This is a genomic window from Kribbella italica (assembly GCF_014205135.1).
Taxonomy (GTDB): Bacteria; Actinomycetota; Actinomycetes; order Propionibacteriales; family Kribbellaceae; genus Kribbella; species Kribbella italica.
The window spans coordinates 6066336-6078159 of record NZ_JACHMY010000001.1 but is presented as its reverse complement, the minus strand read 5'-3'; the positions used below and the strand labels follow the sequence as shown (position 1 = coordinate 6078159).

Below are 11824 nucleotides of genomic sequence, written 5' to 3'. Positions count from 1 at the left end.
ATCAACCTCGCTCGGTCGGTTCTGCTCAGGCGTGTGCGGGGGGTGAAGTCGGCGGTTGGCGGCAGGTTGATCAGTGGTGGACGTCGGGATCCTGCCTCTAACGCAGCTTGGCGGTGATGGTTGCGCCGTGTTGGTGGTGGGTGGTGAAGGTCACGCGGGTGCCGAGGAGGGTGTGGGTGAGGCGGACGGCGGGGTTGGGGGCCGTGAGGGTGAGCCAGCGGGCCGGGATCGTCAGCGTGATCGTCGCGCGGGCGAAGGTGGGGTCGGAGACAGCCACCGTGAGGTGACGGCCGGTGGTGCGGGTGATCGTGGAGGCGGGGCCGTCGATGATCAGGCCGGGGAGGAAGTGGGGGCCGGAGGTGAAGGTGTTGGCGGCCGTGAGGTTGGCGGACTGGATGGCCTGGCCTCGGGTGGTGTTGGTGAGGATGCGCGGCGGGCGGTGGGTGGCCAGCTGAGTGCGGCTCGCGTTGGGGAGCAGCGAGTACGCGTGGGAGGTGAGCGCGCCGGCAGCGTGGTCGAGGGTCAGGGAGAAGACGTTGCGGGTGACCGCGGTGTCCGGGTTCGACGTACGGATGACGCGGCGGCTGCGGGTGACCTGATCCAGACCCACGCGGGCCCGGGAACCAGCGTGGAAGTAGTAGCCGACCGACTGGGCGCCGTTGGAGTAGTGGAGCCAGCGGAGATCCGCGACGCCCGCGCCCGACCAGCGGCGGCCGTTGCGGAGGACGCCTTCGACAGCAGGCAGAGCCACCGACGGACGGGCATCGACGGTCGTCGTCGCCGCGCGCCGGGCGTCGCCGGCGCCCGCGGCCAGGACGACGATCTGGTCGTCGAGCAGGAACCACGACTTGGTCGCCGAAGCGTTGCGGTAGACAACGAAATCGTCGGGCAGTTCGGCCCGCTGCGCGTAGGCGTAGTCGTCGGACTGCACCCACCCGACCGCCCCGACCGCGTCCAAGGTCGCGCCACCGGAGTGCCGGTTCGTGCCGGTCGGGAAGTACACGTAGGTGTTCTGCGACTCCGACGACGGGGTGAAGTTCAGCGGGTGCGTCGGGTTGTCGTAGTACGCCGTCCCGTACAGCGCGGGGATCGACTGGCGCGTCTCGACCGGCGCGGTCACCCCCGCCAGCCCGTACGGCGACACGGTGGTGAAGTAGTCGACGCCGTACGCCTGCGTCTGGTCCTGCCCCGACAGATAGAGGTAGTACGCGCCGTCACCCTGGAACCACGGCAGCAGGTTCTCACCACTCATGTACTCGTACTTGCTGATCCGCTCCGAGTTCCGCGCCAGCGCGAACGCGTAGCCGGGCCGCCGGTGCACGGTCTTGTCCATCGCGTTGAACGCCACCGACGAGGCCGCCGGGTTCAGATCCGCAGGCACCACAGCTGGATCTGCGACGATCTCGGCCAGCCGCGCGACACTGACGGGAGAGACGAAGCTGTTCGGGTTCAGCGTCGGCCGCGCGGTGAACTTCACGTACGACCGCAGCCGCGCCGCGTCCGCGGCGGCCGCGTAGTCGGCGAGGTCGACGACCGCCTCGATCACGACCGCGACGTCGTCGTACCCGGTGCCCGGCCGCGAGACCGCGCGGCCCTTGACGATCTCCATCATCCAGCCCTCGAAGATCAGCGGCGCGAACCCGGTCTCGACCCAGCCCTGCACCACCTTCACCAGGTCGTCGCTTGCCGCGTACGCCGTACCGTCGAGCAGCTTGACGGTCTGGACGACGCGGCTGAGCAGACCCTTGCCGTACGAGCCGGTGTACGCGACCGAGCTGTGCTGGATGAACGAGCCGTCCGCGTAGTACCCGTCGGTGACGCCGTGCTGCAGGTCGTACGGGTCGATCGTCGCGAAGACCGTGAACTGGTCCTGCAGCGCCTTGCGGATCCGCGCGTCGTCGGCGAGCAGCGCGCCCTGGACGATCCGGTTGGTGGTGATGTCGGCGAGGTTCGCGCCGGTGTGGAAGCGCGAGTCGAGATTCACGTCGCCGTTGGTGCCGCTGCGCAGGTAGGCGTCCATCGATGCGACGTACGTCGTGACGAGGTCGCGCGGCGCGTCGAGCAGCGCGAGGGTCTTGCCGGCGAAGCCGGAGATGCCGATCTCCCAGGTGAACCAGTTGCCGTAGTACCCCTTCGACTGGTCGCCGTAGTAGTTCGCGTGCAGCCAGGTCAGCTTGTCGAGCACCTTGGTCCGCACCGCGGCGTTGCCCTGCAGTTCGGAGGCCGGGCCGGGACGCCGGAAGGCGAGCGCGATCTCGTAGAGGTGCTGGTACGACGCGCTGAGGTTCGGGTCGCTGGTCCCGAGCGGCAGCCCGGCGAAGGCCTCGGTCGCGCCGGCGCGGTCCATCGCCGCGAGCCAGGTGCGCGCGGTCTGGTCGAGCGCGGCGAGCTTGGCGGCGACCTCCGGGCGCACGTTGGACTCGGCGGTCCCGGTGAAGATGCCGGCCAGGTTGGCCAGCAACTGTTCAGGCCCGGCGGCTACGGCAGCTTCGGCGGACAAGCCGGCGGCCGAGGCCGGCGCGGGATGGACCGCGGTCAGCAGGGCGGCGGCGGGGACGAACGACAGCAGGCGGCGACGACTGAGCTCCACAGCAACTCCCGGGCGAAAGGGAAGAACCTCACGGCCCGAGTCAACCAGCCGCAACTATCTTTCGGCAACCGCTTACCGAAGGTTTCCCGCCACAGCCCACCGCCGGCACCTGCCGTTGACGAAAGCGCGGAACAGATCGGCGGCCGGCGCGGTTGCTGGTGATCGGTGTCCGGCGCGCAAGCCGGCGACGACTGGAAGGCGGGACAGGCTGTGGCCGAGGTGCTGGTGGTCGGGGGAAGCGGGGGACTGGGACTCGCGGTGGCTCGGAAGTACGCCGCGCAGGGCGACTCCGTGGTGGTGACGAGCCGGACCAAGGCCGGCGCCGACGAGGCGGCCGCACTGGTCGGCGGCGCGACGCGTGGGCTGGCGGTCGATCTCGCGCAGCCGGCGACGATCGAGGAGGCGCTCGCTGAGATCACCGCGGTCGATCGTCTGGTCGTGACCGCGATCGCGCAGAGTGCGAACACCATCGCCGGGTTCGACCTCGAGGACGCACTGACCGCGGCGACGGTGAAGCTCGTCGGGTACGCCGAGACCGTGCGCGTGCTGGCGAGCCGCTTCAACCCCGGCGCGTCCGTCGTACTGCTCGGTGGTCTGGCGAAGGACCGTCCCTACCCGGGCTCGACGATGGTGACCGCGACCAACGGCGGCGTCTCCGCGCTGGCGCGGACGATGGCGGTGGAGCTCGCGCCCGTGCGCGTCAACGTGCTGCACCCGGGCGTCGTCGGCGACAGCCCGAAATGGGCGGACTCCGACCTGGCCCACGTCGTCAACCGCACGCCGATCGGCCGCACGGTGACGGTGGACGAGGTCGTCGACGCCGTCGACTTCCTGCTCCGCAACGGCGCGGTCAACGCGGTCGACCTCGAGCTCGACGGCGGCACGCGCGTCCTCTGACGCAGGCCGTGTACGACCTACTGCGGGCCGCCGTTGCTAGCGAGCAGCCACGGCGGCCTGACGTCGTCCACCACTGAACACGGCCAGCGCACTCACGATGTCGGCGACGAAGACGAGATGCAGCAGCGTGTTCACCACGCCGTACCGCGGGCTGACCGCGCGCAGCCGCATCATCAGCGCCAAGCACGTCACGCCGTAGATCGAGGTGGGCAGCAGCATCAGGTAGGTGCCGATCACCGTGGGGACCAGACCCGTCGCCGTGAAGACGCCGACGAACGCGAGCCCGGCCGGGCCGGCGAAGAGAATGAGGCCGCGGGTGACGACCACCGGCAGCAACGTCAGGCCGAGCACGATGACCGTGCAGATCACGAAGTTCTGCAGGAAGAGCGGGATCAGCACGAGCTTGACCGTCCGGGCCGTCCGTCGCAATGTGTCGAGATCGCCACTGAGGAACAGCCGCACAGCGGTCCGGAACGTCACCAACGGCACGACCGGTACCACCACCAGGAGTACGAACTCCGCCGGTGGGACGAGCACCAGCCAGAAGATGCCCTCGGCGATGAAGTCGGGACGGAAATCGAGTCCGTAGAAGATCGCGACGAGCAGCAGCCAGACGGTGGCCAGCGATGAACCGGCGACCAGCACACCGGTCATCAGGTTCCGCGACCAAGCGCCCGGCGCGCGAGCGATCCCGAGCAGTCGCCTGGCCACCTCGACCACGACGATCGAGCTGAGCACGTCGACGACGAACAGAAAATGCAGCGTCGCATTGATGCCGAAGAACACCGGCCCGACCTGCTCGTCCTTGCGCATCACCACCAAGCAGCCCACGCCGTACGCCGACGTCGGCAGCAACGCGAGATACGTCAGTACGACGAACAGCAGCGCCACCAGGAACCCGTCGAGACCGAGCCGGTCGCGATCGCCGGCACCCTGGATCACGACCGCGCCGGCCAGCGCGACGAAGTTCATCAGGAAGAACGGGATCGCGGCGAGCTTCACGCCATCGGCCGCGCGCTGCAACGCGTCGAGCTCGCGGCGGCGGGTCAGCCGGACCGCGTCCGCGACGACGAGCATCCCGAGCACGAGCTGGACGGCGAGCCAGCCGCCGAGGACGGCGTACGCGATGCCCAGGTCGCTCGCCTCGTCGATCCGGAACGGGTGCTTCAGCACGATGCCCGCGGCCACGCCGGCCGTCAGGACCGCGCCCAGTCCGAGCCACCCGCCGAACACCTTGGCCATCATCGGTGTCATCTCTTTCCCCCCTCCGCCAGACAGTTTCGCGGCGGCGCGGGTCACCGGCCGGCGACGGCCCCGATCGGCGAAATGCCGGTGGTTGCCGGGGGCTACCCGCTCTGGGAGCGGTCAAACCCGGTCGTCAGTTGATGTTCGAATAGGCCGTGTCGCGGCGCGTCCACAAGTGAAAAGGCGCCTCCCGCATTCCGGGAAGCGCCTGTACCGCTGGTCAGGACATGAGCCCTGGATGGAGCGGGTGACGGGAATCGAACCCGCACTGTCAGCTTGGGAAGCTGATGTTCTGCCATTGAACTACACCCGCACGCCTGGCAACGCGAAGGATCATACCTGGTTTCCCCGGCCGTTTGCACGGGGGGTGCGAAGGGCAGTTTTCCACAAACCACTGCCCAAGGGCTGGGCAGAGCGCCCGAACTCTGGCAGATTAGAACGCGTTGCCGGGGGCAACAATGGACGCAACGTGAGGATGCGGTCCTGACCTGGACCGGACAAGATGGTTGCGGGGCAACTGCAAAGAAGGGGTGAAGAGGTGGCAACTGACACTAACGACGCACTGGACAACCTGGAACGGGAGCTCGTCACGATGGCGCGCCGGCTGCGAGGTCTGCAGCGGACGCTGTCCGACGAGGCGCACCCGGACCTGGAACCGGCCCAGTACGCGTTGCTGAACCACGTCGAGGAACTGGCACCGGTGCGGATGGCCGACCTGGTGGCAGCACTCGAGGTGGACAAGGGTCCGGTCAGCCGGGCCTGCGCACGGCTGGAGGAGGAAGGTCTGCTCAAGCGGGCGGCCGACAAGTCCGACGCGCGCGCGACGTTGCTGACGCTGACCGCGAACGGCAAGCGCAAGCTCGCCGCGGCCCGCAAGAAGCGGCACAAGGTGATCGAGGACCTGCTCAAGGACTGGTCCCCGACGCAGGTGAAGACCTTCGCCAACCAGGTCTCGAAGTTCAACAAGCTGGCCTGAGCAAGGTCGGGTACGCCGCGGCACGCCGGCCGTGGCGGAAGCTGTTGCCGACGGCCCGTTCGGGTGCCGTGTTCCGGAGAGCTGAGGGGTCCGGACCGGGGCGACCGAGTCGACGGGGAGCGATGGTGGGCGGGTCTCTCGATTCCCGCCTACTGCGCGGCACTCGGCACGGCACCTCGGAGCACTGGAGCAAAGCCCACGATGGAAAAACATCGAGGGCTTCACTCCAGCACTCCGAGCTACCGCACCGAGCACCTGCTCGCTACGGCGGGAATCGAGAGACCCGCCCGGGGCCGTCAGTAAGGGTGTTCCGAGTGGCGCGTAGGCGGTCCGGCCTGCCCTCTGGAGGCTGGGCTGCGCTACTGTGCCTGCGTGCTGCTCTCCGACCGCGACATCCTGGCCGAGCTCGACGCCAAGCGGGTCCAGCTGGACCCGTTCGACGCTGCGATGGTCCAGCCGTCCAGCGTCGACGTACGCCTGGACCGGTACTTCCGGGTCTTCGAGAACCACAAGTACCCGCACATCGACCCGGCCGAGGAACAGCCCGACCTGACCCGCACGGTCGAGCCGCTCGGCGAGGAGCCGTTCATCCTGCACCCGGGCGAGTTCGTGCTCGGGTCGACGTACGAGCTGGTCACGCTGCCGGACGACGTCGCGGCGCGGCTGGAGGGCAAGTCCTCGCTGGGCCGCCTCGGCCTGCTGACGCACTCGACGGCCGGGTTCATCGACCCGGGCTTTTCCGGGCACGTGACGCTGGAGCTGTCGAACGTCGCGACTCTGCCGATCAAGCTGTGGCCGGGCATGAAGATCGGCCAGCTGTGCTTCTTCCGGCTGTCGTCACCGGCCGAGCACCCGTACGGTTCAGCGAAGTACGGCTCGCGCTACCAGGGGCAGCGCGGACCGACTCCGTCGCGTTCGCACCTCAACTTCCACCGCACCGACATCTGATCAGCCGACGGCCTTCTGGACCACCAGGATCTTCTCGGTGTTGGTCGGGGCCTTGCTGCCCGGGTCCTGCAGGTAGACGCTGCCGTACTTCGAGACCATCACCGGCGACTTCGGCTCGCCGTTCAGCAGTGACGTGTCGCCCCAGCCGCCGATGTTGCCACCGCTGAACGACGACTGCGCGTCGGACGGCGTGCTGCCCTCGGTCGGCGTCGCCGCACTGGAAGGCACGTCCGTGCCGGTCTTGGCGTCCAGCAGGACCGCCTGCTCGTCGGCCGTCCCGTAGACCAGGCCGTTGTAGATCGCGGTGATCGCGGGCACGATCCGGTTGGCCGACGCGTCGTACTTCCAGGCCAGCTTGCCGGTGCTGTCGTCGAAGCCGGCGATCCCCTTCTGGTCGCCGATCGAGACGTTGCACACCACCGCCGCGACGTGGTCGGACAGGCAGCCCGCGCCACCGCCCTGGTCCTTGGAGTTCGGCAGCTTGGCCTCCGCGATCTCGCCGGTCGCGATGTCGACCGCGTAGAACGAGTTCACGTAGTGGTGGTCGTACTTGGTGTCCTGCACATAGCCCGTGCCGCTGAAGTAGGCGTGCTTGCCGCCCGATCCCGCGGGACTGAGGTAGTTCATCGTCGGCACCGGCACCGTCTTCTTCACCGTCCCGGTGACGGCGTCGACCTGGACGATCGCGTTGTCCTTGGCCCCTTCGCCGCCTTCGCCCTTGACGCCGACGACCGTGCCGTTCAGGACACCGGCCGCGCGCACCGACGGGATCGTGCTCGCCTTCTTCGTGACCGGGTCGGCGAACACGGTGAACTGCCGGATCTTCGCCGACCGGTCCGGCGACGACACCGTGAGCCCGATCGCGATCTGCCCGGTCGCCGCGTCGTACGCCGGCTGGTAGAAGTCCTTGCCGCTGTTGCCCGGTCCGAGCAGCGTCGACAGGTCGGCGACGGCGGTCGCGAGCACGTCACCCGTGCTCGGGTCGATCCACTGGAAGCTCACCTGACCGTGGGCCTTCTGCGTCCCGCTGCCCTGCACGATCTGCGTGTACGCCGTGGCGACGACCTCCTTGCCGTTCAGCTGCACGGCCATCGGCGCGGTGAAGTCGTTGGTCGTCGTGGTCGGTACGTCGGACGCCGGGACCTCCCAGCTGTTCGCGCTCAGGGTGCGCGCGGTCAGGCCGCTGCGCAGCGCGTACAGCGAGGCCTCGCCGACCATGCCCGCCTCGATGTTGAACTGGTTGGACTGACCGGTGTTGCCCTGCGCCAGCGCCGAGACCGGCGTGAACGCCTTCGGCGGGTCGAACGTCGCGAGGTCCGGCCCGGTCGGCGTCGAGGAGGCCGAGGCGGACGGCCCGCCGTCGCTCGAGGGCTGGTCGGTCGCCTTGTCGTCACCCCCGCTGCAGCCGGCGAGCAGAGTGGCGGCAACAGTTGCCATGATCAACGGACGCAGCATTCGCTTGTCTCCCACGAGGTTCAGCCGATCGCTTTCAGGACCTGGAGGCTGCCGATGACGTCCTCGGTCGACATCTCGTCCTCCCGCAGGTACGTGCCGCCGTACTCGGAGACGCTGGTGGGGGAGAGCAGCTCGAGGTCCGGAGCGGCGGGCACCGGGCCGACGCCGGGCGTGCCGGACGGCGAGCTGCCGTCGCTGGGCGTCGTGCCGTCGGTCGGCGTCACGCTGTCGCTCGAGGTCGAGCCGTCGCTGGGCGTCGTACCGTCGCTCGGTGTCGTGCCGTCGGTCGGGGTGGCGCCCGGCGTCGCGGAGCTGGTCGGCGTCGGGGCCGGGACGTCCTGGCCGGTCAGGCCGTTGACCAGGACCGGCTTGCGCTGGACGGTCGCGTAGACCATGCCGTGGAAGGCGGTCGTCACGGTCGGGACCACCCGCCCGGGGCTCTTCTCGGTGTAGCCCCAGAGCTTCTTGCCGGTGGTGTCGTCGAAGCCGAGGATCTCCTCCTCGCTCGCGCCCTGACCCGCCGTACAGACGACCGTCTTCTGCCCGTCGGCCCAGCAGGTGTAGTCCACCAGGTACTTGGTCTCCTTCACCGCGGACTTCGTCTGTACGACGGTGCCGGTGGCCGGATCGACCGCGTAGATGCTGCCGACGTAGTCACCCAGCCCGTAGTCGCCGATGCCCTTGGTGTACTTCTGCCCGTACAGGTAGACGTACTTGCCGCCGTTGCTCCCGGTCGGGTTGAGACCCTCCAGCCCGGGCAGCAGCCCGGACTTGGTCACCTTGCCGGTCGTGGCGTCGACCAGTGCGAGCGAACGGCGGGTGTTCTCCTTGCCCTGGGCGCCGACCAGGACGCCCTTGCCGAGCCCGGCCGGCTTCATGAACGGGATCGTGACGCCCTTCTTCGTGTTCGGGTCGGCGATCACCGTGATCACGCCCGACTTGGCGCCGATCAGACTGGTCGGCGCGACGCCGACGGCCACCTGTCCGGTGGCCGTGTCGACCGCCAGGTCGGTGAAGCCGCCGGGAAGGCCGCTGTTCACCTCGTCGTCGCCGAGCAGCGGGGTCGCGTCGACGATCGCCTCGGAGATCGGCTTGCCGTCGGCCGGGTCGAGCCAGCGGAACAGCACCTGCACGCTGGGCTTCGCCGTCCCGCCGCCCTTGATCCGCTGGTAGTACGCGACCGCGACGGCCGACTTCCCGTCGAGCTGTACGGCGGTCGGCTGCGTGGCGTCGTTGTTCACGACACTGCCGTCGGTGGTCTCGGTGGACAGGGTCTGCCAGGGCTTCTCGCCGCCGGCCACGCTCTGACCGACCGCGCCGCTCAGGCTGTTCGCCACGGCGGTCGTGCCGACCATCGCGACCTGCGGCTCGAACGAGCTGCGGCCCTTCTCCTCGGCCAGCGAGGAGGCGGCCACGCCCTGGAAGGCCTTCGGCGGGTCGTACGCCGTCGGGGCCGGGACGGTCGGTGTGCTGGACGTCTCCCCGGCGCCGTCCTTCGGGGTGTCGGTCGACTTGTCGTCCCCGCCGCTGCACCCGGCCAGCAGGGCGACCGCGGCCGTGGCGGCGAATACCTGATGCAACATCTTTCGTTCTCCCCGAGTCCGGAACCAGGAATCAGCGGAACGCGAGTGTCCCGCCGCGCTCACGGAACGCTAGCAGCGCGACCGGGCCGCCGAAGCCCTCGGACCGGACCGGGGAGATTGCAGGTTCCTGCAGAGTGCCGGGCAAGTGCCTGACACGTCAGCGGACCACGGACAAGCCGGTCCGCCGGTGCCGCGGCTGGGGCTCGAGGCGGTCGGCCAGCCGGCGCAGGACGCCGGCCAGTTCCCGCCGCGGGGCGTTGACGCCGTCGGTGTCGCGCCGGTCGGCGCGGTCCTGCTTGCACAGGGCCCGCCGCTCGGCGTTCCGCAACTGCTCGGCGACCTGGTAGCGCGCGATTTCCTGGTGTTCGGTGATCATCCTGCTTCTCCCCTCACTGGTCCCCGTGAACGATGTGGTGATTTGTTGCCTCAGGCCCGTACGACGGTGATGTCGCCGGACACGGTGCGGGCCCGCAGGACCAGCGAGCGCTCGCCCTCGGCCGGCTGCTCGCTCGGCTCGAGGTCGCACTGGATCTGGCCGGTGACCGTCTTCAGGTCCAGGTACGTCGGGACGCCGTCCGGCACACCGATCTGTACGTCGCCGCGCGCGGTCTCGGCCCGGACGCTCGGTCCGTCGGCCAGCTCGACCCGGACGTCACCGGAGCCGGAGGTGGCGACCGAGTGGTCGCGGATCCGCTCGATGGTGATGTCGCCCGAACCGACCTTCACGGTGGTCGGACCGGCCGCGTCGCCGACCCGGACGTCGCCGGACCCGGTGGACAGCCCGAGCTGGCCGTCGGCCTGCTCGATGTCGATCTCCCCCGAGCCGGTGTTGGCCCGGACGGCACCGGTCGCATGCTCGATCCGGATGTCGCCGCTACCGGTGCCGGCCGCGAGCGTGCCCTCGACCCGGTCGAGCCGGATCTCACCAGATCCGGTGGACAGCCGGGACTCGCCCAGTGGCACCCGAGCCGTGATGTCACCCGAACCGGTCTTGATCCGGGCCGCCAGAACGTCCGGGGTCTGGATCACGACGTGGACCTCCGGCCCGCGCCGCTGGTTCTTCGTGGTCTCGACGACCAGCTCGCTGCCGGACAGCTTGTAGCGCAGGTCGTCCTCGGTGCCGTTCTCGACGTCGATCCGGACGTGGGTCCGGTCGCCGTCGGTCGGGACGAGCTCGACCCGGCCGGCGCCGATCTCGATCCGGACCCGGTCGAGCTCGCCGGGCTCGCCGGTCAACTGCGTGCTGAAGCCGCTCACTGCGCCCACCCCGTCATCCGCTGTCCCGGTCCGCGCCCACCGCGGCCGTGGTTGTGTCCGCGGTCCCGGCCGCGCTCACGGCGTTCGCCACGCTCGCCACGCCGTTCACCGCGCTCGCCGCGGTCACCGCGCCGGCCGTCACCGAACACGCCGTCCGGTCCGAACGGTCCGTCCGGACCGAGCACGCCGTCGGGGCCGAAGACCCCGTCGGGACCCAGCGGTCCGTCGGGCCCGAGCGGGCCGTCCGGTCCGAAGATCCCACCGCGCGGTGGGCGCGGGGGCCGGGGCGGCCGGGGGCCACCGCGGCGGCCGCGGTCGCCGGTCAGGGCGGTCATCACGGTGCGCATCAGCCACGCGTTCGAGGAGATGCCCTCGGCGGTCGCGGCCTCGTCGACCTTGTTCTTCACCGACATCGGCAGCCGCAGTGTGATCCGGGCGGTCGGCTCGTCGGCGTCCAGTGCGAGGTCGGCCGCACCGGTGTCGTTGTCGTCGTCTTCGGTCTCGTCGTCCACGTCGTCGTCCGCGCCGGTCAGCTGACTCGGGGCGGGGGTGACGACGAACTCGGGACGGCCGCCGGCCATCCGGAGCTCGACCGATCCGGGGGACAGCTCACGGCTGATCTCCCCGGCGGCGTCGGACAGGGCTGAGATGAGGGCCAGGCGGCCCGCGTCATCCAGCGTGGCTCCGAGGCGCTGGGCCACGGAGCGGGTTTGGTCGTCGGCCAACGCGGTGGCGTTCTCCACGCTACGGCGGACCGACTCGAGGTAGTGGTCAAGTTCCATGACGCAATCATGACGTCAAAGTGACGTCACTGTCAACCTTCTTGATGTCACTTGGTCGTCGAAGTGGTGTCACGGGCAGAATGAGGACCTG

Annotated in this window: 10 protein-coding genes and 1 tRNA gene; 3 read left to right on the top strand and 8 right to left on the bottom strand. The window is 69.6% G+C overall.

The window, feature by feature from the left end; genetic code table 11:
* Positions 1-97 precede the first annotated feature (97 nt).
* Positions 98-2590, bottom strand: coding sequence for a polysaccharide lyase family 8 super-sandwich domain-containing protein (locus HDA39_RS28270; protein WP_184800230.1), 2493 nt, complete (start codon positions 2588-2590; stop codon positions 98-100).
* Positions 2591-2755: 165 nt separating this feature from the next.
* Between HDA39_RS28270 and HDA39_RS28265 the strand changes: the two genes are divergently transcribed.
* Positions 2756-3487: an SDR family oxidoreductase gene (locus HDA39_RS28265; protein WP_202893143.1), complete on the top strand. Its 732-nt coding sequence runs from the start codon at positions 2756-2758 to the stop codon at positions 3485-3487.
* A 36-nt stretch (positions 3488-3523) separates the two neighbouring features.
* Here the strand turns inward: HDA39_RS28265 and HDA39_RS28260 are convergent, their stop codons facing one another.
* Complete coding sequence (locus tag HDA39_RS28260; RefSeq protein ID WP_184800228.1) at positions 3524-4741, bottom strand: DUF6652 family protein; 1218 nt, start codon at positions 4739-4741, stop codon at positions 3524-3526.
* A 230-nt stretch (positions 4742-4971) separates the two neighbouring features.
* Positions 4972-5045: transfer RNA gene (locus tag HDA39_RS28255), tRNA-Gly, on the bottom strand.
* A 225-nt stretch (positions 5046-5270) separates the two neighbouring features.
* Here HDA39_RS28255 and HDA39_RS28250 point away from each other — a divergent pair.
* Together HDA39_RS28250 and dcd are read left to right on the top strand one after the other, a co-directional pair.
* Positions 5271-5708, top strand: coding sequence for a MarR family winged helix-turn-helix transcriptional regulator (locus HDA39_RS28250; RefSeq protein WP_337925927.1), 438 nt, complete (start codon positions 5271-5273; stop codon positions 5706-5708).
* Positions 5709-6080: 372 nt separating this feature from the next.
* The gene (gene dcd / locus HDA39_RS28245; RefSeq protein ID WP_184800224.1) at positions 6081-6656 is read left to right on the top strand and encodes a dCTP deaminase; all 576 of its coding nucleotides are present in this window, start codon (positions 6081-6083) and stop codon (positions 6654-6656) included.
* Here dcd and HDA39_RS28240 read toward each other — a convergent pair whose 3' ends face one another.
* The 5 genes from HDA39_RS28240 to HDA39_RS28220 form a co-directional block, all read right to left on the bottom strand.
* Complete coding sequence (locus HDA39_RS28240) at positions 6657-8111, bottom strand: PQQ-binding-like beta-propeller repeat protein (RefSeq protein ID WP_184800222.1); 1455 nt, start codon at positions 8109-8111, stop codon at positions 6657-6659. It lies immediately after the preceding gene.
* 20 nt (positions 8112-8131) lie between these two features.
* Positions 8132-9694, bottom strand: a complete 1563-nt coding sequence (locus HDA39_RS28235; protein WP_184800220.1) for a hypothetical protein — start codon at positions 9692-9694, stop codon at positions 8132-8134.
* A gap of 157 nt (positions 9695-9851) precedes the next feature.
* The gene (locus HDA39_RS28230; RefSeq protein ID WP_184800218.1) at positions 9852-10070 is read right to left on the bottom strand and encodes a hypothetical protein; all 219 of its coding nucleotides are present in this window, start codon (positions 10068-10070) and stop codon (positions 9852-9854) included.
* Between the two features lie 50 nt (positions 10071-10120).
* Entirely contained in the window at positions 10121-10951 is an 831-nt protein-coding gene (locus HDA39_RS28225) for a DUF4097 family beta strand repeat-containing protein (protein WP_337925926.1), read from the bottom strand.
* Positions 10948-11733, bottom strand: coding sequence for a collagen-like protein (locus HDA39_RS28220; RefSeq protein WP_184800213.1), 786 nt, complete (start codon positions 11731-11733; stop codon positions 10948-10950). The genes HDA39_RS28225 and HDA39_RS28220 overlap by 4 nt, the downstream gene beginning before the upstream one ends.
* Positions 11734-11824: the final 91 nt, after the last annotated feature.